This window comes from Bordetella muralis, from assembly GCF_965139205.1.
Classification (GTDB): domain Bacteria; phylum Pseudomonadota; class Gammaproteobacteria; order Burkholderiales; family Burkholderiaceae_B; genus Bordetella_A; species Bordetella_A muralis.
In genome coordinates, this window is record NZ_CBCSIU010000004.1 from 151,193 (window position 1) to 173,775 (window position 22,583).

Annotated in this window: 22 protein-coding genes; 18 read left to right on the forward strand and 4 right to left on the reverse strand. The window is 59.9% G+C overall.

Annotated elements, in window-relative coordinates; all coding sequences use genetic code 11:
* Window positions 1-12 precede the first annotated feature (12 nt).
* The 7 genes from ACNA0I_RS09155 (at window position 13) to ACNA0I_RS09185 (ending at window position 8,060) form a co-directional block, all read left to right on the forward strand.
* Window positions 13-1,518 carry a class I adenylate-forming enzyme family protein gene (locus ACNA0I_RS09155; RefSeq protein ID WP_415805765.1) on the forward strand — a complete coding sequence of 502 codons (1,506 nt, stop codon included), beginning with the start codon at window positions 13-15 and terminating at the stop codon, window positions 1,516-1,518.
* Window positions 1,515-2,300, forward strand: coding sequence for a citryl-CoA lyase (locus tag ACNA0I_RS09160; protein WP_415805766.1), 786 nt, complete (start codon window positions 1,515-1,517; stop codon window positions 2,298-2,300). The genes ACNA0I_RS09155 and ACNA0I_RS09160 overlap by 4 nt, the downstream gene beginning before the upstream one ends.
* Window positions 2,301-2,302: 2 nt before the next feature.
* Entirely contained in the window at window positions 2,303-3,055 is a 753-nt protein-coding gene (locus tag ACNA0I_RS09165) for an SDR family oxidoreductase (protein WP_415805767.1), read from the forward strand.
* On the forward strand, window positions 3,052-3,894 hold the full coding sequence (locus ACNA0I_RS09170; RefSeq protein WP_415805768.1) for an SDR family NAD(P)-dependent oxidoreductase: 843 nt from the start codon (window positions 3,052-3,054) through the stop codon (window positions 3,892-3,894). Before ACNA0I_RS09165 ends, ACNA0I_RS09170 begins: the two co-directional genes overlap by 4 nt.
* A 101-nt stretch (window positions 3,895-3,995) precedes the next feature.
* The gene (locus tag ACNA0I_RS09175) at window positions 3,996-4,991 is read left to right on the forward strand and encodes a Bug family tripartite tricarboxylate transporter substrate binding protein (RefSeq protein WP_415805769.1); all 996 of its coding nucleotides are present in this window, start codon (window positions 3,996-3,998) and stop codon (window positions 4,989-4,991) included.
* 92 nt (window positions 4,992-5,083) lie between these two features.
* Entirely contained in the window at window positions 5,084-6,637 is a 1,554-nt protein-coding gene (locus tag ACNA0I_RS09180) for an amidase (protein ID WP_415805770.1), read from the forward strand.
* A 148-nt stretch (window positions 6,638-6,785) separates the two neighbouring features.
* Complete coding sequence (locus tag ACNA0I_RS09185) at window positions 6,786-8,060, forward strand: MFS transporter (RefSeq protein ID WP_415805771.1); 1,275 nt, start codon at window positions 6,786-6,788, stop codon at window positions 8,058-8,060.
* 181 nt (window positions 8,061-8,241) lie between these two features.
* Here the strand turns inward: ACNA0I_RS09185 and ACNA0I_RS09190 are convergent, their stop codons facing one another.
* Window positions 8,242-9,579 carry an epoxide hydrolase family protein gene (locus ACNA0I_RS09190; RefSeq protein WP_415805772.1) on the reverse strand — a complete coding sequence of 446 codons (1,338 nt, stop codon included), beginning with the start codon at window positions 9,577-9,579 and terminating at the stop codon, window positions 8,242-8,244.
* A 298-nt stretch (window positions 9,580-9,877) separates the two neighbouring features.
* On the reverse strand, window positions 9,878-11,122 hold the full coding sequence (locus tag ACNA0I_RS09195) for an alpha-hydroxy acid oxidase (RefSeq protein ID WP_415805773.1): 1,245 nt from the start codon (window positions 11,120-11,122) through the stop codon (window positions 9,878-9,880).
* Between the two features lie 163 nt (window positions 11,123-11,285).
* Between ACNA0I_RS09195 and ACNA0I_RS09200 the strand changes: the two genes are divergently transcribed.
* Window positions 11,286-12,182 (forward strand): LysR substrate-binding domain-containing protein, encoded by an 897-nt coding sequence (locus ACNA0I_RS09200; RefSeq protein ID WP_415805774.1) that lies wholly within the window; start codon window positions 11,286-11,288, stop codon window positions 12,180-12,182.
* 10 nt (window positions 12,183-12,192) lie between these two features.
* Here ACNA0I_RS09200 and ACNA0I_RS09205 read toward each other — a convergent pair whose 3' ends face one another.
* On the reverse strand, window positions 12,193-12,795 hold the full coding sequence (locus tag ACNA0I_RS09205; protein ID WP_415805775.1) for a hypothetical protein: 603 nt from the start codon (window positions 12,793-12,795) through the stop codon (window positions 12,193-12,195).
* A gap of 143 nt (window positions 12,796-12,938) precedes the next feature.
* Here ACNA0I_RS09205 and ACNA0I_RS09210 point away from each other — a divergent pair, with 143 nt between their 5' ends.
* The 5 genes from ACNA0I_RS09210 (at window position 12,939) to ACNA0I_RS09230 (ending at window position 17,773) form a co-directional block, all read left to right on the forward strand.
* On the forward strand, window positions 12,939-13,775 hold the full coding sequence (locus ACNA0I_RS09210) for an IclR family transcriptional regulator (protein ID WP_415805776.1): 837 nt from the start codon (window positions 12,939-12,941) through the stop codon (window positions 13,773-13,775).
* Between the two features lie 172 nt (window positions 13,776-13,947).
* Window positions 13,948-14,841, forward strand: a complete 894-nt coding sequence (locus ACNA0I_RS09215) for a TauD/TfdA dioxygenase family protein (RefSeq protein ID WP_415805777.1) — start codon at window positions 13,948-13,950, stop codon at window positions 14,839-14,841.
* Window positions 14,842-14,899: 58 nt separating this feature from the next.
* Window positions 14,900-15,886, forward strand: coding sequence for a Bug family tripartite tricarboxylate transporter substrate binding protein (locus ACNA0I_RS09220; protein ID WP_415805778.1), 987 nt, complete (start codon window positions 14,900-14,902; stop codon window positions 15,884-15,886).
* Window positions 15,887-15,987: 101 nt separating this feature from the next.
* A complete protein-coding gene (locus ACNA0I_RS09225; RefSeq protein ID WP_415805779.1) occupies window positions 15,988-16,893 on the forward strand; it encodes a 3-hydroxyacyl-CoA dehydrogenase in 906 nt (301 codons plus the stop codon).
* A gap of 139 nt (window positions 16,894-17,032) precedes the next feature.
* Window positions 17,033-17,773 carry a phosphotransferase gene (locus ACNA0I_RS09230; protein WP_415805780.1) on the forward strand — a complete coding sequence of 247 codons (741 nt, stop codon included), beginning with the start codon at window positions 17,033-17,035 and terminating at the stop codon, window positions 17,771-17,773.
* 743 nt (window positions 17,774-18,516) lie between these two features.
* Here ACNA0I_RS09230 and ACNA0I_RS09235 read toward each other — a convergent pair.
* Window positions 18,517-18,672 (reverse strand): hypothetical protein, encoded by a 156-nt coding sequence (locus ACNA0I_RS09235; RefSeq protein ID WP_019726331.1) that lies wholly within the window; start codon window positions 18,670-18,672, stop codon window positions 18,517-18,519.
* A 29-nt stretch (window positions 18,673-18,701) separates the two neighbouring features.
* Here ACNA0I_RS09235 and ACNA0I_RS09240 point away from each other — a divergent pair, with 29 nt between their 5' ends.
* The 5 genes from ACNA0I_RS09240 (at window position 18,702) to ACNA0I_RS09260 (ending at window position 22,577) form a co-directional block, all read left to right on the forward strand.
* On the forward strand, window positions 18,702-19,454 hold the full coding sequence (locus ACNA0I_RS09240) for a hypothetical protein (RefSeq protein WP_019726332.1): 753 nt from the start codon (window positions 18,702-18,704) through the stop codon (window positions 19,452-19,454).
* Between the two features lie 118 nt (window positions 19,455-19,572).
* Entirely contained in the window at window positions 19,573-19,785 is a 213-nt protein-coding gene (locus ACNA0I_RS09245) for an AlpA family transcriptional regulator (RefSeq protein ID WP_009459729.1), read from the forward strand.
* A gap of 42 nt (window positions 19,786-19,827) precedes the next feature.
* A complete protein-coding gene (locus ACNA0I_RS09250; RefSeq protein ID WP_009459727.1) occupies window positions 19,828-20,703 on the forward strand; it encodes a ParA family protein in 876 nt (291 codons plus the stop codon).
* On the forward strand, window positions 20,687-20,935 hold the full coding sequence (locus ACNA0I_RS09255; protein WP_019726333.1) for a hypothetical protein: 249 nt from the start codon (window positions 20,687-20,689) through the stop codon (window positions 20,933-20,935). Before ACNA0I_RS09250 ends, ACNA0I_RS09255 begins: the two co-directional genes overlap by 17 nt.
* Complete coding sequence (locus ACNA0I_RS09260) at window positions 20,928-22,577, forward strand: ParB family protein (RefSeq protein ID WP_009459725.1); 1,650 nt, start codon at window positions 20,928-20,930, stop codon at window positions 22,575-22,577. The genes ACNA0I_RS09255 and ACNA0I_RS09260 overlap by 8 nt, the downstream gene beginning before the upstream one ends.
* Window positions 22,578-22,583 lie beyond the last annotated feature (6 nt).

Here is a 22,583-nt window from a genome sequence, read left to right on the forward strand (position 1 = left end):
CAGGAGCTGTTTGTGTACCCGATTGATTTTTTTCTGCGGGCGGCTGCTCGCTTTGGTGATCGCATCGCGTTGGATACGCCACAAGGTGCCTGGACCTACGACCGCCTGCGCCGCGAGTCGCTGGCACTGGCGACCGCGTTGCAGACGCTCGATCCTGCACCGCAAAGCCGAGTCGCTATTTGCGCGGGCAACACCGCACAGCATGTGGTGGCGTTGCTCGCTGTCATTGCTGCGGGAAAAATCTGGGTACCCCTGAACTATCGCAGCACCAAGTCGGAGATCGTGCGCATTCTGGATGCGACTGAGCCCAGTATCGTGATGACCGATGGTATGGGGGATGCGTTGGTAGATGTCGGTCAGGCCGTGCATATACGCCTGGATGCGCCGGCTGATGGGCTGGCTCTCGCCAGCCTGCTAAAGACTTACGAGGGCCGCGAACCGGTGCGTTGCGAGCCCGGGACCGACGCTACGCAAGCGATTAAATTCACGGGCGGCACGACGGGACTGCCCAAGGGCGTGATGCAACCCTATCGTGCCTGGACGGCGGTGATCGTCAATCAGATCCATGCATGGAAATTGACCAGCGATGATCGCTACGTCGTCGCCGCACCGGTGACACATGGCACCTCGACATATTTGTTGCCGGTGTTGGCACAAGGCGGCACGCATGTCTTTCTCGAGGAGTCTTCGCCTGCCACGATTACCGCAGCGTTCCGCGAGCGCGGGGGGACGTTGTCATTTATGCCGCCCACACTGATCTATATGATCATGGCGCAGCCCGGTGTGTCGCGTGCAGATTTTCCGCAGCTGCGTAATCTGATCTACGGCGGGGCACCGATGCCGGTCGAGAAATTTGAGCAGGTCCGTGAATTTTTCGGCCCTGTGATCGGTTCTACCTATGGCCAGACCGAGTCGCCGCAAATCGTGACTGTCATCACGCCAGAGGATTTTGCTGATCCCGCCAATGTGGGATCCGTGGGCTGCGCAACGTGGTTTTCAGCGTTCGCCATCATGAACGCCGAGGGACGGATTCAACCGGCAGGTCAACCGGGCGAGGTTGTCGTGCGCGGCGATTTGGTGATGACGGGCTACTGGAGGCTGCCGGAAAAAACAGCTGAGACGCTTGTCGACGGATGGCTGCATACGGGGGACGTCGGTGTCGTCGACGAGCGTGGTTTTTTATATATCAAAGACCGCTTACGCGACGTGATCATCACGGGCGGCTTCAACGTCTATCCCATTGATGTCGAGAACGCGTTGGCGCAACATCCCGCGGTCTATGAATGCTCGGTGTTCGGCATTCCAGACGATAAGTGGGGCGAGGCCGTGCAGGCCGCTGTGCAATTCCATCCCGGCCTCTCGGTCGATTCGCAGGAACTGATGTCATTCGTTCGCGATCGGCTCGGCCCGGTGCACACGCCCAAACGCATTCATGTGATCGATAGCCTGCCGCGTTCGCCGGTCGGCAAGGTCCTCAAAAACGTTGTTCGAGATTCCGTGCTGAAGGAGGCCGTATGAACCGTCCCGTTACCCATCTGTGCGCCCATCATCTCGAGGGCATGTCGTACCGTGATGCCGATCTGGTCGAGGATCTGATTGGCAAGAAGACATTTTCCGAAGTGATGTTTTCACAAATCATGGGCCGCGATGCGCGGCCGGTGGACTTGCGCATTGTCGATGCCGTATTGATCACGCTGATGGAGCATGGATTAACGCCCAGCGCGATCGCAACACGCGTGGTGTACATGAGTGCACCGGAGAATCTGCAAGGCGCCGTGGCGGCTGGCTTGATGGCGGTCGGCAGCAGTTTTGTCGGTACGATGGAAAACTGCTCTGTGCTGCTCGATCGGATTCTCAAGGCAGACGACGCAGAGGCCGAGGCGCGCGACATCGTGCAGGCGCATCGAGATACTAAAAAGCCATTGCCTGGATTCGGCCACCACTTGCACAAGCCGGATGATCCGCGTGCGCTCAAACTATTGGCTTTGGCAAAAGCGGAGCCGGATCTGCAAGGCAAGTGGGTTAGCGCATTGGAACTGCTCGCTCGCACCGTCGACGAGATCTACGGTCGGCACATCACCATCAACGCAACCGGAGCCGTGGCGGCGTTGTTGGGTGAGCTGGGTATTCCGACCAATTTGATGCGCGGATTTGCGGTGATTTCGCGGGCAGCAGGACTGGTATCGCATATTGCCGAAGAACAACAAGACCCGTCTGGACGATTTATCTGGGAAACGATTGACCGTGAGATTCCGTATGTCGGAGCAGGGAAATCGGCGCATCACCAAGCGGGGGATTGAAGATGAGCACTTTCGACGCCAAAGGCTCGTCGCCGCCTGCCGTGCTCGTGACGGGCGGCAGCGCGGGTATAGGCCGAGCGGTGATTGAACGCTTGCTGCAAGAGGGATACGAAGTCATCAACTTTGATGTCAGCGCGCCGGCCCAGTGTTTGCCAGGCGAGACGCACGTCTGCGTCGATCTCGCGAATGCGGCGGACACCCGTCAGGCGGCTGCGGCATTGGTGGCAGAACGTGACGTCCTGCGTCTGGTGAATAACGCGGGGACGGTGCGGCCCGCCTTGCTCGAGCATGCATCGACGGAGGACCTGGCGTTCGTGATGGCGTTGAACATCCAGACGCCGATGTTACTGATGCAGGCACTGTTGCCGACGATGCGCCGTCACCGGTTTGGGCGGGTCGTGAATATTTCCAGCCGTGCTGCCTTGGGCAAAACCGAGCGCACCGTCTATGCGGCTAGTAAGGCAGGCCTGTTGGGGATGACGCGTACGTGGGCTCTGGAGATGGGCGGCGATGGGATCACGGTCAATGCGATCGGGCCAGGTCCGATCGCGACCGAACTGTTCGAGCGGGTCAACCCTCCAGGCGCACCGCAAACTGAAAGAATCCGGGCAAGTATTCCAGTGGGGCGCATGGGCACCCCTGCGGATGTGGCCCACGGAGTGGCCTCTCTGTTGGATGACCGAGCCGGGTTCATCACTGGACAGGTGTTGTATGTATGCGGCGGTATGACCGTAGGCCTGGGGAACGCAGCATGAGCACAGATCTCGACTACCTGCAGACGGTGCTGCCCGCCCCGAGCGCCAGGCTGGCGGGGAAGGTCGTCCTGGTGTCAGGGGGAGGTTCCAGCGGCCCGGGGTGGAGCATAGGCAAGGCTTGTTGCGTCACCTTGGCTCGTCATGGCGCCTCCGTGTGCGTGTTGGATGCCAATCTCGATGCGGCCCGGGATGCGCTATGTGCCGTCAAGGCGTTGGGCGCACAGGGTATCGCGTTGCAGGCCGATGTCGCTGATGCGGCAGCGATGGAGCGCGCCGTGCAGGCGGTGATGTCCGCATACGGCCGGATCGATATCCTGCAGGCAAACGCCGGCATAGGCAAAGTCGGCGGGCCCGAAGACATCGCATTAGCCGATTGGGAGCGCATTCAGAAAGTCAACGTCGATAGCCTGCTGATCGCGAGCCGGTTGATCCTGCCCATTATGAGTAAACAGGGTCATGGGTCGATCATCACCGTCTCGTCGGTCGCCGGCATGCGCTATTTGGGCTATCCGCATCTGGCCTACAACGTCACCAAAGCCGCCATCATCCATTTTGCCCGCATGATCGCTCAACAGTATGCGGAGCAGGGCATCCGTGCCAATACGGTTGTGCCGGGTTTGATCGACACGCCACGCGTGCGCAACACCGTGGCAAAGATGTTTTCGGCTGACGATTTTGAGCAAGCCAAAGCCGCGCGGGATCGGCAGGTACCCATGGGGCGCATGGGCACGCCGTGGGAGGTCGCCAACGCGGTCGCGTTCCTGGCCTCGGACGAGGCCGCCTATATCACGGGTACCGAACTGGTCGTGGATGGCGGGTTGATCGGCAAATACGTGTGAATTCCTGAAGACCCCTGCACGCCTGCCGTGTGGCATGCGTGGCGGTGTGTCATCGACACAATCACAAACCATATCAGTGGTGTTTATCAAGGGAGTTTGAAATGTGGAATCGCCGCAGTATCAAATCGTTGGTAAGCTTGGCTGCCGTCACGGCAGGGTTGGCTTGTGCTGTACCGGTATTGGCAGACGAGCCGTATCCTCAACGGCCTGTCACGATCGTCGTGGCTTTTGCTCCGGGAGGAGCAACTGATGTACTGGCCCGCAAGTTAGCGCAAAAACTGGGGGATCATTACAAGCAGTCGTTTGTCGTCGAGAACAAGCCGGGGGCAGGGGGAAACATTGGTACCGCCTACGCGGGCCGGGCCAAACCCGATGGCTATACGCTGTATCTTGGTACGGTTGCATCGCACGGCGTCGCCCCCAATCTGTACAAGAACGTGGGCTATGACCCTGTCAAGGATTTCGCACCTATCGGCTTGATCGCCGCGAGCCCTCAAATCGTCGTCGTGAACAAAGACTCGCCGCTGCATTCGATCGGCGACTTGGTGCAACACGGTAAGAGCGGCAACGCCACCTATGCCTCGTCAGGTGCGGGGACCACGATTCATTTGGCTGGCGAGATGTTCAACATCAAAGCCGGCACCAAGATGGAACACGTGCCTTTTTCTGGCAGTGGGCCCGCCGTCAATGCTTTGCTGGGCGGACATGTGGACGTGATGTTTGATGACATGCCGTCGTCGGCACCCCATGTGAAAGCCGGCAGCCTGCGTGCCTTGGCGGTAACGGGTACGACACGCTCTGACTTGTTTCCCGATTTACCCACATTGTCGGAGGTGGGTAAACCGTATGGATTAGAGGGTTTCGATGTCTCTGCCTGGTTCTTTCTGGGAGCACCGGCGGGCATTCCGGACGATATTGCAGACTCCCTTAACCGGACGCTCAACACAATCTTGGTCGAGGATGATATGCGGCGTTATGCCGCTGAACGCGGCGCCGGGACCTTGCCCGGAACACGTGATGAAGCTCGGCAGTTTATTGCCAAGGAGCTGAAAAAATGGGACGACATCATCACCCTGGGCAATATTCCGAAGCTGTAGCTTCGGCATCGGGAGTCCTCGCGTATAACCAGGAGCGTGCGGTGAAAAGTATGGCCAGCGGACAGCTTGAAATAATTGAAAAGTGGCAAGAAATGGCAAATCGCCTGGCCGAGGCCGCGATGCCCAGCCTAGGTTTGACGTCGATCCCTATGGCACAGGCATTGCACGCCACCGCCCAGGTGGAGCCGAGCCGCGATGCGGTCAATATGCCAACTGCTGAACTGGGTTGGCACGATTGGTGGGAAAAGCGGGCAGGCCTTGCCGCGCGCGCTTTCAGCGTGCAAGACCTGGCGAACATATCGCTGGATCGTTTGGCTCGCGTGAATGACGTGACGATGGCGTGCGTTGAATTGCTTCGTGAGTCAGCGCTTGATCAGGCCCGCGCATTGGACAAGCGTTTGGCAAGTGGGCTAGCGCTGGGGCCGGTAGGTGGAATGCCGTTGGCACATAAGGACCTGTTGCACCGCACAGGCTATGAGACAGGCTACGGTATGGCGGGTCCAGCCGCGAAGGCTTCGTTCGATGCTACCGTGTTGCGTCGTTTTGACGAAGCCGGAGCATTGCACTTGGCTCGGCTGCATATGACGGAACTTGCGTTTGACCCGTCCGGCACCAACGAAATGGCGGGCCATTGCCGCAATCCCTGGTCGATCGATCACATTCCCGGCGGATCATCTAGCGGCTCGGCCGCTGTGGTCGCCGCGGGCGCTGTGGATGGGGCATTGGGCAGCGACACCGGGGGCTCGATCCGTATTCCTGCCGCATTATGTGGCGTGACGGGTTTAAAGCCTACCTATGGTTTGGTCAGCCGCGCAGGCGCGATGAGTTTGAGCGCTACGCACGATCATCTCGGGCCTATTGCGCGCAGTGCACGAGATTGTGCGCTGATGTTGCAGGCAATCGCAGGGTACGACGGTGCAGATGCGGGCAGTGTGCCGGCCCCGGAAAACAACCATTACGTTGACGGGATTGATAGATCGGTGGCGGGGCTGAGGATAGGCGTGCTGCAGGGGGGCTTCGCCGACGGCGTGGATTCACGAATACAAGCCGTCATGACGCAAAGCCTGGCGTCGTTGAGATCGCTCGGAGCCGACATTCGGGAGGTGCCGGAATTCCCCTACGATACGCTTAATGAAATGGCGATCTTGATGATTCGTGCCGAAGCCACGTCGTTGTATGAGCGCCTGATAAGGCCTGGGACTGACGCCGTCCTGGGCGACTTTACCCGCGCCAGGCTGCAGGAAGGCACGCCGATTCCCGCCTCCCTGTATCTGCAGGCGATGGCTCTGCGTGGTCCGTTATTGGTGCAGTTTGTGCGGACGGTCATGTCAGATGTGGATGTACTGATGGCGCCTGTTTTTCCCCTGCCGACACCACGTGTCGATGCGTTTGACACGATGAATGCCGAGTCACGGCGTTTGCGTGGCGAATTGACGCGCCTTACCCGGCCGTTCAACTACCTAGGCTTGCCCTCGTTGTCGTTGCCAGGAGGAACCTGTGTGCCTGACGACGAAACGGCCGCGCTTCCAGTAGGGTTCCAGTTGATTGGGCGCCCTTACAGCGAGTCATTGCTATTGAGGCTCGGGCATGCATTTCAGAAAAACACGGCATGGCATCTCCGCATGCCTGCGTTGGCCACGCTATAGGGTTTCCCTTGGGCATAAGTCGCCGCCCTGAATGGTTGCTGCCAGTCTTATATAAGACTGGCATAATAATACCTGCCGGCACCTATCCCTTTGTTTGTTCCTTGCCCGAGGAACGGCCGCCGGCTCTGGCCGTCCTTTACCCGACTTTATGTCTGCCCCGTCTCCCTCCAGCCGCTCTGCGCTATTTCATCAGCCCTCCGGTTTCCTGTCGTTTCTGCTCGCTCGTGTATTGGCCATGGTTGCTACGCAGGTGCAGGCAGTGGTGGTGGCTTGGCAGGTTTACGATCTGACGCGCGAACCCATGGCGTTGGCCTATGTGGGGTTGGCCCAGTTCCTGCCCATGCTGTTCTTGTTACTGCCAGCAGGAGACCTGATTGATCGATTGCCGCGCAAACACATTCTGGGAGTGAGTTGGGGTGTAGGCGCAGTCTGCAGCGCCTTGCTATGGTGGCTATCGGATCATGGATACGACGGCGTCTCGAATATATATGCCGTGCTGGTATTGTTCGGCGCTTCGCGCGCGTTCTCCGGGCCGGCGATGCAAAGTCTGCTGCCCCAATTAGTCACGCGCGAACAATTGCCTCAGGCGATTGCCACGAACACCATGGTGATGCGCAGCGCAGCGATCGGTGCTCCCATGCTGGGTGGTTTGCTGTACGGCGCAGGTGGCAGCCACGCGACGTATCCCATCTGTATGGTGGCGTTTGCTGCAGGGGCGCTGTTACTGCAAAAAGTGCGTGTTTTGTATTCGACGGCCCACCAGAACGGGGCCGCTACGTCGCAGGCGGGCAGCACCAATATCTGGCAGCGTTTTGGTATCGGCATTCGTTTTATTTTCCGCCGCCCCATGATTCTAGGAACGATTTCGCTGGATCTGTTTGCCGTGCTGCTGGGTGGGGTTGTGGCGCTGTTGCCTATTTATGCTCACGAAGTCCTGCAGGTAGGGCCGCAGGGGCTGGGCCTGTTACGCAGCTCCGCCGCAGTCGGCGAGGTGGTGGCGGGTATCTGCCTCAGCATGTTCCCCTTTAACGCCAAGGTGGGCCAACGGATGTTGCTGGCGGTGGCAGTGTTCGGCATTGCCAATCTGGTGTTCGCGTTATCGCACTGGATGTGGCTGTCGTGCCTCGCGCTAGCCGTCGCGGGCGCGGCTGATATGGTGAGCGTGTATGTACGAGGCGCCTTGCTCCAATTTGCGACACCCGACGAGATGCGCGGCCGGGTCAATGCCGTGAACATGCTGTTTATCGGTTCGTCCAATGAGCTGGGCGAGTTCCGCGCCGGCGCCAGCGCGGCCTGGATCGGCGCTGTGCCGGCGGCGATAGCGGGCGGTCTTTGTACCTTGGGCGTAGTGGGCCTGTGGAGTTATCTGTTCCCGCCATTGCGTACTGTCAATCGATTTGAGGATGCGCAAAACCGGGATTGATCCCGGCCCTGATGCGCGTATTACGTCAGGCAGCGAACGGTGCGAGGTGTTGATGAATACCCGGGTGATCCAATCATAGTCGGCGAAGACGTCTTCCCTGCCTCGCAGGAACGGTTGCGCGACTCAGGACGTTAGCGATCCTTGAGTCGCGTCATACGTGTTCACAAGATCGGAAACAGCGTTATCGCACCGATTTGAATGCGGCGCGCAGTTCCTCGGCAAACAGCTGCGGCTGTTCCCATGCTGCGAAATGGCCACCCTTGGCTGCTGTATGGTAGTAGTACAGAGAAGGATACGCCTGCTTGCTCCAGCTCTCCGGTGCTTGGTAGATCTCGTGCGGAAAGACGGTAATGGCTACCGGCACTTTGATGTCGCGTGTCTTTTGGGTTTCGGCGCTGAAATTATTGTTATTGTTTTCCCAGTAGAAGCGCGACGACGATGCCCCTGTATTGGTGAGCCAATACAGCGTAATGTCGTCCAGGATGGCATCACGGGATATCACTTGCTCCGGCCTGCCATTGCTGTCGCTCCATTCGGCGATTTTTTCATAGGCGAATGAGGCCAGGCCCAGGGGCGAATCCGTCAATGAATAGCCGATGGTTTGCGGACGCGTGACCATCATGGCGCCGTAGGCAGCATTGCGGCCAAAGAAAGTACTCAAGGTTTGGTAGGCCTTGCGCTCCGGGTCGGTGAGTTGGGCCGGTGCGGGGTCGCCGGCAAGGAGCGACTTCATCAGCGGACCAGGTACCGTGGCGGGCATATTCAAGTGAATTGCCTTGAGTCCTGGCGGCGCCTGGCGTGCGAGTGCGTCGGAAATGACGGAGCCATGGTCACCGCCTTGCGATACATATTCCTTATACCCAAGCCGTTTCATCAGGACGTCCCACGCGTGCGCGGTGCGATCGGGCCCCCAACCCAAATCCGTGGGTTTTTCCGAAAAACCATAGCCAGGAATTGACGGAATGACCACGTCGAATGCATCCTCTGCGCGGCCGCCGTAGGCGGTGGGGTCGGTCAGCGGCCCGATGGTCTTGATGAACTCGAAGATCGAGCCTGGCCAGCCGTGCGTCAGAATGATTGGCAAGGCGTTCGGATTGCGCGATTTGACATGAATGAAATGGATGTCGATACCATCGATCCTGGTCACGAATTGAGGCAGCGCGTTCAACTGAGCTTCGGCCTTGCGCCAGTCGTACTGGGTACCCCAGTATTTCAGGAGTTCCTGCATACGCGCGGTCTGGATACCCTGAGAATCATCATTGACGGTTTCCTTGTCCGGCCAACGCGTGGCAGCAATACGCCGGCGCAGGTCGTCGATCTGGGCCTGGGGCACGTGTACGTGGAACGGGCGAATGCTTTCGTCGGCGTTGGCATCGGCAGGTACCGTAGCAGTGGCCTGGGCCGTAGTTCCTGCGGCGCTGGCGGGCTGTATGTATCCAACCAGAGCGATCGTTGCCAGGGAGGCAGTAGCAAGCACACGTCGGATAGACTGGGAATTCTGAATCAGAGCATGAGGCATGATGGTTATCCAGGTTGACTCCAATTGATGCAGAGATCAGGAGCAAGGTTGAACGAGCCATCACAGTCTAGAAATGGAGTGTCGCTGATATGTGTCGGTGCGAATGCGTTTTGCGGTCGTTCTGTATCCGTTGTGTGGTGGTAGATACAGGGAGGTACATGGAATTGGATGTGCGCTGCCAATCCATTGTTCACCAAGGCAGGCTGACCCAGGTGGAGTGATATGTTCCCGCCATTGCGCGCACTGTCACTCGATTTGAGGATGCGTAAAGCCGGGATTGATTCCGGCCCGGGTTGTGTCAACGGCTGCGTTGCCGCAGATGTTGCGGCCCCAACTCTGACGGGTTCAGCACGCCCAGCAAGGCCATGTTGCGCGCCATTTCCGTAGCGAGAATACCGATGGCGTGCGTGACGCCTGCCTGCCCGGCCACGGCGCCGGCGTAATTGAACGGCCGACCGACGAACACGAATTTTGCACCCAAGGCCAACGCCATGAGGACATCGCTGCCTCGACGAAAACCGCCATCTATCATGACGGGATAATCCGGGCCTACTGCACGTACGACATCGGGCAGTGCGCGCAAGGGAGCGATCGCGCCATCGAGTTGCCTGCCGCCATGGTTCGAGACAATGATGCCGTCAGCGCCATATTGCCGTGCCATTTGCGCGTCTTCCGGGGCAAGAATGCCTTTGATGACGAGGCGGCCTTTCCAACGCTCGCGTATCTGTTGCACGTGCGCCCAGTTCAGATGATCGCGGGCGCCAAATTCGCGCATGACGTTCGACGCGATGATGGGCGCGCCGCGTGTGGCGTGGGAGTTTTCGAAATGCGGCACGCCATGACGCAGAATGGTTTTGAATGCGGTGCCGAACAGCCAACGGGGATGGGTGATGCCATCCCAGGCCAGACGCACACTGGGGCGCAGCGGCGTGGAAAAGCGCGCGCGGATATTGTTTTCGCGATTACCCGAAACTGGGACGTCGGCGGTGACGACGAGCGTTTTGAATCCCGCGGCCGCGACACGGTCCACCAAGGCGTCGATGCGTTCGGGTTCGCCAGGAACATAGGCCTGAAACCAGGCTTTAGGATTGGCGGCGGCGATGTCTTCCAGGCGGATGAGCGAAGACCCGCTCATGATGGCGGGGATCTGCGCTGCCGCGGCGGCCTGTGTCTGGATCAGATCGCCCCGGTAGGCTGACAACGCGCTCACGCCCATGGGGGCGATGCCGATGGGCGCGGCCCAGCGTTCGTCGAACAGCGTCGTGGCCAGTGAACGGCGCGAGGTGCTGATGAATACCCGGGGGATCCAATCGTAGTCGGCGAAGGCATCCTCGCTGCCGTGTAGCGCACGATCGGTTTCGCAGCCGCCGCTGACGTAGGCAAAGATGGGCGAGGGCAGATGGCGGCGAGCGGCTTCCTCGAAATCCGCCAGCGACAGCACGCGTCGCAAGCGTTGGGGCACCTGCCATCCACCCGTATTGGATTTGGTGGGAGAGGTGTGGCTGGCGATGGGGTAGTCCTGTAGGCGGAGTTCGTCTTGCATGAAAATTCCGGAATGAGCGAGTAAGGTCGTATGCTAGAGCGAAATAATCAAGTAATGGGCGATAATTCGTCGTTCCATAAGTAAGGAATTCTTGACAATAGCGCAGCTGCCTCAGAAAAGGCTGCCATCGCGCATTCTGGATAGCCAGGGGCTCGGACAACCTATGAAACTGCAGTATTTGGCCACGCTTTCCGCCGTTGTCGCGCACGGTAATCTGACCGCCGCCGCCGAACAGGTCAATCTGACACGCAGCGCCGTCAGCTTGCAGATGAAGCAACTGGAGGCGTATTTCGGGCAGTTGCTGTTCGACAGGTCCGGGCGTCATGTGCAGCCTACTGCCTTTGCGCGCGAGGTGGTGCGTACGGTAGATCGAGCCATGGCCGAAATCGAGGCGTTGCGCAGTCATGCGGCCCGTGCGCCCGGCGGACTGGTTCGGCTGGGCATCACTGATTCCGCGCAGACCACGCTTTTGCCATTGGCGTTCGCCGATCTGTTGCGCAGCGCGCCGCAGGTGGAGCTGCAAATCGAACGCGGTTCGACGCCCATTTTGCTGGACGAATTAAAAGCCGGCAGGATCGATGTGGCGGTGCTGATCCGGCCGCCTACCGGCGGATCGAGCCGGCTGTTGTGGACGGAGTTGCTGAATGACGAACTGGTGCTCGTGGTGCCCAAGGGATTGAGATCTGCACCGCCCGCTCAGATTTTGCGTGAGCAGCCCTGGATCCGATTTGACCGCCGTATGGTCGCGGGCCGCATGGCTGGGCAATTCGTGGAAAAGCTCGTGCCTCAGCGGCAGGCGTTGATCGATCTGCCGTCGATAGATGCGATTGTGGCCATGGTTGGCGCGGGTGTCGGCGTGTCGGTGCTGCCGCGATTACGCGTCGAGCATTTGCATGCACACGCCGTGCGTGAAGTGAGCCTGGGACCGAACGCGCCAGTACGCAAGCTCGCCATGGTGCGTCGCAAAGCCGAGTCGGATCATCGGCTGCTGGATATTGTGGAGACGTCTTTTGTGGCGGCGGCGCGGCAGTTAACAGAGGGCGGGCGTCACTCGGGATAGTCGCAGCGGCCTAACCCCGCCATTGCTGATAAGCCAGACGCGTCACGGTGGAGACCGAGTCCAGTACCTTCTGATGACTCACTTGGTGCCGTAGCATCAGCCGTGCATCGGCCACGTTGCGCGATTTGCAGTACCAGTGGCAGCTGTGCTGAAACAGATACAACTCTGCCGAGAGGTGATACGCGCGGGTTTTGGGATCCCAGCCATCGTTGTTGTCTACGACATGGCGCAAGCCCGCTGCGTGGATATGCAGCAGTTCACGAAAATCCCGCGTCATGCTGGGTAGAAAGCGCTCGATGTAAGGGACACAGAACGACAGCATGCACATGGGCGTGTCCTGGCGGCTTTCCTGTTGCATGGATTTGGCCAGTGACAGTACTTGTGCAGCCACGGAGCGCTCGGTGGGAGCAAAGGTCTCCAGCACCTGGAGCTGACGGGCTTCGGTGTCCGCCTTGATGGCGCGAATGTAGCCTTGTGTGAGGGTTTCCATGTGGCGCTCGAGTTGCAGGTTGGCCAAATGGCGTCCGAGCAAAACGATGTGCGTGCGCTGATAACGCACGCGCAATACCTGCCATACCACGACTACTGCCAACAACGTTAATGCGATGTCCATCGCTTGTGATCCTTCTATGTCCTACCGATACGCCGGCGCACAAGACAAAGGGCCTAAACCGAAGTCTGGCCCTTTTTCAAATTGGGAGAGAGACGAGATCTGCATTAGAACATTAAGTCGTTGTTCCTGAATGGATCCTTGGGATGAAAAAAGCGTATGCTTTCGGCGACCTATGCGCCGCCAAGCTCCATGCCATGCCGGAAAAACCCATCAAAACCTCGCAGCGGGTGTTCGAAATACTCGAGGCCTTCGAGACCGAGCAGCGTCCTATGGCGCTGAAGGATTTCACGCGTGGTTTCGGCTATCCGCCCTCCAGTGCCTCGGCGCTGTTAAAAAGCCTCGTGACGCTGGGCTACCTGGATTATGACCGCTTCTCGCGCACCTACATGCCCACGATGCGTATGGCGTCGTTGGGTACCTGGGTGCAACGCGCGCTATTCGGCCAGAACGAAGAGGTGCTGTGCCTGATGCAGCGATTATCCGAGGCCTACGGGGAAACTGTCACACTGTCCGCGCAAAGCGACTTGTATGTCCAGTATGTTTACCTGATCCCCTCGCGTCTGCCGATCTGGTACGCCGTGCCGATCGGCACGATCAGGCCCATCACGCGTTCAGGCAGCGGCTGGGCCATGCTGGGCGCGCGCAACGATGAAGAGATCGCCGAGCTCGTGCGGCGAGTCAATTTCCATGAGCCGGATCGGGCTCGCAAGACCTCATTGACCGAGCTGATGCTGCATGTCGAAAAGGGCCGGCGCGACGGCTACGTATTCAACAAGCACACGCTGGAGCAAGGCGCAGGAGGGATTTGCATGGTACTGCCCGAACGTCGCTTTGGCCGGCTGTTCGCGTTAGCGGTTTCCGGTCCCGTGCAACGATTGGAAGAAAAAGAAGCCGAGGTCGTTGCGGCCATGCGTGCAGGCATCGCCCAATTGGAAATCGCGAAATCTACGCAGGCAGGCGAGCCGGATTCGACTGCCTGAGGACCGGGGCTTCGGCTCCATCACAACTTGGCGCCGGGATTTTCACATATATGTAAATGCAGCCGGAATGCGGCTTTCCGGCCTGTTTTCCGGGGCTCGATGATAGAGTACCTGCAAGCTTTTCAAAGCGTATTGCAGTGTGCCCTTGTCCCCAATCAGCAGGAGGGTCATCATGCGTATCGAGCGTCTGCATCCGGACTTCGGCGCGGAAATTCACGGTGTGGGTTTGATCGAGGCAACATCCGACGCGGCGGTGTTTGCCCAAGTGTGCGCCGCATTCGAAGAGTATTCCGTACTGGTATGGCGAGACCAGCCCGTCACCGACGATGTACAGGCTACGTTCTCGCGCGGATTTGGGCCGTTGGAGTTGGTCAAGGTCGGTTCGGCGGGCCATGGCACGTTTTATTCGCGGATGAGCAACATCGGCCAAGACGGAAAGATCGTGCCGCCCAGTGACAAGTCGCTGATCATCGCGCGAGCCAACCAACTCTGGCATACCGACAGTTCATTCAAACAGATACCGGCCGTGGCGTCCGTCCTGTCTGCGCGCGTCATTCCCGAGCAGGGCGGCGAGACTGAATTCACCTCGACTCGCGCTGCCTGGGAACGGTTGAGTGCGGCTGAGCAGGCCGCGCTGCGCGACGCCGTGGTGATTCATAGCTATGCCACATCGCGCAACAAAATCGACCGCACCATGATGACACCCGAAGAGCATGCCGCCTTGCCGGCCGTGCGTCGCCGCATGACCTGGCGTAATCCAGTCAATGGCCGCTGTTCGCTGTACTTGGCATCGCATGCGGGCGCCATCGAGGGGATGGGTGACCAAGATGGCGCCGATATGCTGGCTGATCTGATCGAGCGTGCCACTGAGCCAGCCTATACCTACGTGCATAGTTGGCGGCCGAGTGATGTGGTCATGTGGGATAACCGTGCCACCATGCATCGTGGCAGGCCCTGGGGACCTAATCAACTGCGCTCCATCGTGCGCACGACCATCTCGGCCACAGAACAGTCCGGCCTGAACGATGTGCTGCCTGAGCGGTGGGAGCAACGCGCAGCGGCCTGAAGCAGCGCGCGGCGGAGCCGGAAAGGCCCGCACAAAAAATACAAGAGGAGGAGACTTTATGAAAATCAGGTCCTTGATGGCGGCCTGTCTGTTCGGGATGGTGGTCGCAACTCCGTTGACGGCCATGGCCGACGACGCGGGGGACTACCCCAATCGCGCTGTGCGCATCATCGTGCCATATCCCGCTGGCGGTTCCACGGATATCCTGACCCGCCTGCTGGCACAGGGTCTGACCCAGCGTTGGGGCCAGCCGGTAGTGGTAGAAAACCGCGGCGGTGCTTCGGGCATCATTGGCAACGAGGCCGCGGCACGTGCCGAGCCGGATGGCTACACACTGCTGATGAACGGTAGCGGTCCGCATGTCGTGAACATCAGCCTGTTTGACAAGCTGCCATACCATCCCGTCAAGGACTTTGTGCCCATTGTGCTGGGCATGACGATTCCTTTGTTGATGGTGGCACCGGCCGATGCACCCTACAGTGACGTCAAGTCCTTTATCGCCTGGGCCAAGGAAAATCCGAATAAGGCCAACTACTGTTCGATTGGTCCGGGCTCGCCATCGCATTTGGCGGGGGAGCTGTTCAAGTCCATGTCGGGGCTGACTCATCTCACGCACGTTCCATACAAAGGCAGCGGTCCTGCGATCATCGATACCATCGGCGGCACCTGCGACATGATGTTCGATGCTGCGTTGTCGTCCGGGCCGCAAGTAAAAAATGGCAAGATGAAACTGCTGGCCATCGGTACCGCGCAACGAGATCCCTCTTGGCCGGATACGCCGACGGTGGCCGAAAGCGGTCTGCCAGGCTTTAGTGCATACACCTGGAGCGGCCTGATCGCGCCCGCGGGAGTACCGCCAGCGATTGTCAAAAAAATCCAGGATGCTGCCAACGTGGTGTTGCGTAGTCCGGAGGTCAAGGACGCGCTGCAGAAACAAGGCGCACAGGCCGGTGGCGGAACATCTGAAGAGTTGGGGAAATTCGTCGACAGCGAAATCGCCAAATGGGCCAAGGTGATCAAGGACAGCAACATCACCGTGAACTGAGTGCGGCGCGGCGGTTCACTTCGTTGAATATATAGCGAGCTGCTCGGGGCCTTTTGCGATCGAGGCCGTTCGAATAGGCCTGTCATTAAAAAGAGTAGGGAATGAAACTGGCGATCGTTGGATGTGGTGTGGTCGGCTCGTCATGGGCATTGGTATTTGCGCGTGCCGGTCATGAGGTCGCGATTTATGATCGCTCGCTCGAGGCCGCTGAGGCCGCGGTGGCTTTCGTCGCATCTGAGGACGCGTCATATGCGGGGCGATGCCGGATAGCGGCCGATTTAGCAGACGTGTTGGCAGGGGCCGACTATGTCCAGGAAAGCGCGCCCGAGAGACTGCCGATCAAACAGGCCCTCTATCGGGAAATGGACGCGCTGTTGTCCGCTGACACAATTGTCGGCAGTTCGACATCCGGCTTTCCTGCCTCGAGCTTTACCGCGGAGTTGGCCAATGCAGAACGATGCCTGGTGGCGCATCCGATCAATCCGCCTCACCTGATTCCGTTGGTCGAGCTCGTTCCGGCGCCTGCCACGGCAACAACGACGGTGAGTTTCGTCCATGGCTTGATGTGCGAAATTGGCCAGAGCCCGATTCAACTGACTCGGGAAATCAACGGTTTTGTTGTCAACCGTTTGCAAAGCGCTGTGCTCGGTGAGGCCTTTCGTCTGGTGGAGGATGGTGTCTGCACTCCCGCTGAGGTAGATGCCGCGATGGCCGACGGACTGGGCCTGCGTTGGTGTTTCATGGGGCCGTTTGCGACCATAGACCTGAATGCAGCAAATGGCGTCGCACAATATTGCGAGAACCTTGGTCCGATGTATTACGGTCTGGCTAAAGAGCAAGCCGATCCGCGCGAGTGGGGGCCGGCATTGATTGCCGGCATCGAAGCGTGCATGCGCGAGGCCGTGCCCGCGCAGGCTTTAACGGAACGCCGCCGCTGGCGTGATCGTTTTCTGCGGCGTATTGTTGAAGCAAAGCGGGCCATTGGCAGGGAGCTCGGGCGAGGGTGAGCGGCCTTGCTTTACCCGAACGAGGGTGAACGCTTGTGTGTCCTGAGGGCATCCAGGCGATAAATGCATCGGCGAGTCGGCAGGGGCTATCACTGCCGTGATTCAATAACATGAGTCGAGGCAACGATGGTGAGAGCAAATGCGTCATGAACGGGTAGCGGCAGGCGTTCCGGCTGGTGGCATAACTATTCCGAACAAGGTCTTGGACCTTGCAGGGACCGATTCGGTCGAGGTGGTATGGCGTAATGAATTAGGAGGCCTGACTTTTCGTTGTCACGGCGAACGGGGAGCACGCTATATCAAGTGGCAGCCTTCGGTCGGTTTGAGTCCGGCCGAGCGGGCGGATGTGGACCTCGTCATAGAGGCCGAGAAGCTACGCTGGGCGGGCCAGTTCGTTGCGGTTCCCCGCGTCGTTGACTATGGCGAGGTTGATGGCGCCGCCTGGCTCGTTACTGAGGCCATTGACGCGATACCAGCTGTCGACCTGCGGTGGCACGGTAAAGCGGAAGTCGTGGTGCGTGCCATCGCGACAGGGTTACGGCGATTCCATGATGCGCTGCCAGTGCATAGTTGCCCATATCGCGGCACATGGGTCGGGGCAAGCGAGCTGGTGCCGGAGCCCGAGCGCTTGGTAGTCTGCCATGGCGATCCGTGCGTGCCGAACACGCTCCTCAATAGCGGCGGTGGATTTTCCGCGCACGTCGACCTTTCCAGACTGGGTATTGCAGATCGCTGGGCTGACTTGGCTATTGCGACCTATAGCATCAGTTGGGAAGTGAATTTTGGGCGGAGCTACGACGACCTCTTCTTTTCGACCTATGGCGTTGAGCCAGATATGACGCGGATTCAGTTCTACCGGGAGCTCTGGGATAGAGACTGACCAGGGCGGTTAAATGATCCGCATCGGCGGCTCGTGCGATTTCAGCTGTATTTCGGGTGCTATGGAAACGCTGCCGCCAGGGCAGCGAATATTCGAAAGCATGAAAAAAAGCCCAAACCGAAGTTTGGGCTTTTTAGAATCTGGAGCGGGAAACGAGACGTGTACTAGGACAGTAAGTCGTTGTTTCCCAAACACTTTCTTCGTTGGACTGGCCAGCGAAGACCTCAATTGTAGCCTTGTTTTTCGTCCTCGGCAACAAATTCGTCCAAAGAGTTCCACAGACGTCCAAAGAGCTGCACTCAGTACACCAGACCCACGATCGGTACATCGTCGTAGGCGACTGCCTCGAACTCATCATCCACGCCCGGTTGTCTGCCCCGCATCCATCATCGTGAAGACGATCAGGCAGATGGTTCTGGTGATGGCACAGGTCGGATGCTGGGAACGCCTGCACCACAACTCACAAGGACCTTCTGCTCAAGCTCCTTTGAAAGAACGCGCACGCTGGCCACCGCGTTTCCGCACACGATTCTTTGTCGATATATCAGGATGACGGGGCAAGCATGACAGACGCGGGTTTGCTGCGTCCGGCTGGACATTCGACGACGATTGCGGCCCCTTAACGCCTCCTGAGACCGCTGGCATATCAGGTCATACCTAGACGGTTTTGCAGAAACCGTAACTTCTCACGACCCTGATAGCGTGAGCGTCACTGTCGAGCCTACGTCCCGATGCTCGACCTTCTAATCGATGAATTTTTGCACATCGAGCACACGACGACTACCAGTTGCGCGAACTGGTGAGCAGTATTCAAACCACATGACGAAGCGGCCTTCGGTGCCCACTTCCTGCACAGACGACAGGCCGACCATGAGGTCGGTGACAAAGGAGTCGGTCATGTAGTTCTTCTCCTGGAAGGAGACGGAGCATGCACGAGAACAAGAATGATGCACCAACATCAAAGGTGTTCTATCGCCCGATCGAAGCGTCCATCCGCTGGGCCGGGCTGCTGCGATACGAGCAGGTGATCCTGGCTTCGATTTCGTCGCCAAGGCGCCTGCCGCAGTCGTTGGACTGCCCACGTTGCGCCGAGCTGAGACTTTGCACCGAACGTATCTTCGACGGCATCCTCAATGGAGAACTGCCCTTCGGGCAGAACGGCATCACGACGCGCGATTCCACGCTGATCGACTCCCCTGATCTGACGGTGCGCCACGTCGATCTGAAGCGCTGGATGCGCCAACACTATCCCGAGCAACGACCGGGCTTCCTCTTCTCCCGAAGCGAGCGCATCACCCATCCCTTCATCTCGCTGGAAACTGGGCAGGCGATGCTAGTCGAGCGCCTGGCCCTGAAATCCACCTTGGACCAGTACAAACGCCAACTGCATGAGTTGCAGGAAAAGCACGGGGCGCTTCTCAAGCAGATGGCGCCCTCTGCTGGCGCACAGTGCCTGATCAGTGATCGCGCCGAAGCCACCTACCTGAACATTATCGGCAGCATGCTGGACCTGATGCTCGGCCAGTCGCCTTCGGGCGTGCCGTACTCCAGCTTCAAGACGCAGGAGGCGGTGGTCAGTGCATTGGTCGCCCATCACAGCGGCGCCATGGGGATCGCGGAGCGGACGCTAAACGGCAAGTTCGCCACGGCCAGACGCCGGCTGCGTAGCGCGACAGTCTGAGGTTTTCCATCTTGTATGTGCAATCGCGGAGATTGCATTTGCAATGTCTTTTCCCATCCATGTCTATTGAATGGAGGTCACGCCAACAAACGCCACTGAGCGTTCAGGAGTGACCGCCATGTCGCAAACACCTGCACTGCCCGCAAGCGAGCGCCGCATCCTGCGGCTTGATGAAGTCGAAACCAAGTCCGGTTTCAAACGCGCCCACATCTACAACCTGATGCGCAAAGGCTTGTTCCCGAAGGCGCTGCGCCTGGGCGTGCGCGCGGTCGGCTGGGACTCCATCGAGATCGATCAGTGGATCGCCGAGCGCGTCAACAACCGGGCCTGACCCGTTCTCCAGCGGACTTCCCATCCTCACACGGAGAACGCCATGCAGGTCGTATCCATCATTTCAACAAAAGGTGGCGTCGGCAAGACCACCACGGCCGCGAACCTCGGCGGGCTTGCCGCCGACGCGGGGCTGCGTGTGCTACTGCTCGACCTCGACGTGCAGCCCACCTTGTCCTCGTACTACGAGCTAGGTCACCGCGCACCTGGTGGCATCTACGAGTTGCTGGCCTTCAACGAGCGCGACCTCGGGCTGCTTGTGTCCCGCACGATCGTCGCGGGCCTGGACTTGGTGCTCTCCAACGACCACCGAGGCGAGCTGAACACCTTGCTGCTGCACGCGCCGGATGGCCGCCTGCGGTTGCGCCATCTCTTGCCGGTCCTGGCGCCTCTCTATGACCTGGTACTGATCGACACCCAAGGCGCGCGATCGGTGCTGCTGGAGATGGCGGTACTCGCCTCCAACCTCGCGCTGTCGCCCGTGACCCCGGAAATCCTCGCGGCGCGCGAGCTGCGGCGCGGCACCATGCAGTTGCTCGAAGACATTGCGCCCTACCGGCACCTGGGCATCGAGCCTCCACCTCTGCATCTGCTCATCAATCGCGTCCACCCTGTGTCAGCCAATGCACGGCTGATCCAGCAGGCCCTGCGCGATCTTTTCCAGGACCATGCCGGCATCCGCGTGCTGGCCACCGACGTGCCGGCCATCGAGGCGTATCCGCGTGCAGCTACGCGCGGATTGCCAGTGCATCGGGTCGAATACCGCCAGCCGCCGGGCAGAGTCGCCCCCGCCGCGCTCGACACCATGCGCGGCCTCGCAGACGAACTATTTCCGCAATGGCGGCACCGATTTGCCATGGTGTCCGGCCGTCCGCCACACCCTCTTGATGCCGGGAGGTTCCATGGCGAACGCACATGAGCTTGCCCGAGGCCACAAGCGGCTTCGCGCCCTGATCGAGTTCGCGGTTGGCGAAGGTTGGCACGTCAAACGCACGCCTGGCGGCCACCTCAAGTTCACCAAGCCTGGCTGCGCCGCGATCTACACCAGCTCGACGGCCAGTGACCACCGGGCGACCCTGAATGCCCGTGCGCAAATCCGCCGCGCCGAGCGCGAGGCCCGATACCAAGCGCAGGGAGGCGGCCATGGCTGAGATCACCTCCCAGCAGATGGCTGGCAAGCTGCTCGCGGCCGGGTTCGAGCGCAGCGGCCCGTCAGCCTCGACCTTGAGCGACCCGATCGCCGACACACCCATGGTCGTGACCCTAGATCAGTTGCGCCCCTACGACCACGATCCCAGGAAAAAACGCAACCCGGCCTACGAGGAAATCAAGGCGTCCATCCGCGAGCGCGGTCTGGACGCGGCGCCGGCCATCACTCGCCGACCAGGTGAGGACCACTACATCATCCGCAACGGCGGAAATACGCGGCTGGCGATCCTGCGCGAACTATGGTCAGAGACCAAGGACGAGCGGTTTTTCCGTATATCGTGCCTGTTCCGGCCGTGGCCCAGCCGCGGCGAAGTCGTCATGCTGACCGGCCACCTGGCCGAGAATGAATTACGCGGGGGCCTCACGTTCATCGAGCGCGCCCTCGGCGTCGAGAAGGCACGCGAGTTCTACGAGCAAGAAAGCGGCACTACCTTGAGCCAGTCCGAGCTGGCCCGCCGCCTCGCTGCCGATGGCTTCCCGGTACAACAGTCGCACATCAGCCGCATGAACGACGCGGTGCAGTATCTCCTGCCCGCGATCCCCACCGTGCTCTATGGCGGCCTCGGTCGCCATCAGGTCGAACGCCTGTCGGTCATGCGCAAAGCCTGCATGCTCGCGTGGGAGCGCTACGCCAAGGGCCGCTCCCTGGTTCAGGACTTCGACGAATTTTTCCAGGAAGCGCTGTCGCAATTCGACGTCCAGGCCGACGAGTTCTCCGCGCAGCGCGTACAGGACGAGCTGATCGGCCAGATGGCCGAGTTGCTGGGTGTCAATTACGACGTGCTCGCCCTGGACATGACCGAATCCGAAAGCCGGCAGCGCGCCTTGATCAGCGACCCAACGCCGCCCTCGACGCCGCCTGCGTTGCCGGAGCCGGAGTCGGAAACCATCGCGCGCCCAACTGCCAACACCGCGCCACCCACCGCAGGGGCTGCATCGGCAGCGCCGCCTGCAGGCCGACCTGCGCGCGAGAGCGACACGGATACCAGTCAGGCGGGTCCGGCCAGCCCTGCGGCGGGGAGCGATCTGCTTCGGGAGCACATCGTTTCGCCGGCACCGACGACCGAACGGCTCCAGTCCATCCAGCGCATGGTCGCCGATCAGTTGGGCGATGCGCTGCCTCCCGACTTCTCGGCGAGCGTCTTGCAGTCCATCCCCGTGCAGGCTGGCGGGCTCTATCCGATCTCCGATGTCTGGTACATCGATCCCGGCTTGGATACTGCCGAGCGCTTGCGCATCCACATCGCACAGTTCGCCCGCGAAATCGCGAGCGAGGCAGACCTGGACGAGTGCATTGATGACCGTGCAGAGGGTATCGGTTTCGCCTGCCGGGCCCGCACCCAAAGTCCGGCGCCGCTGGGCCGTTCCGTCCTCGCATTGTTGGCGTGCCTGGCCGGTCAGCGGCCCGCCGACGTCGGTCTGCACGACGGGCAAATCGTCATCGACCTGCCGGCATTGCTGCACGGCCAGGGTGATGCGGCCCAGCGATTGAGCGACACCGCGCTGGTCAAGCTGTTCCGGCTGCTGCGGCTGGCCCGGCGCCTGCTCGATCTTGAAGCCGGCGCTGCGGACCTTGGAACGTGAGCGAGG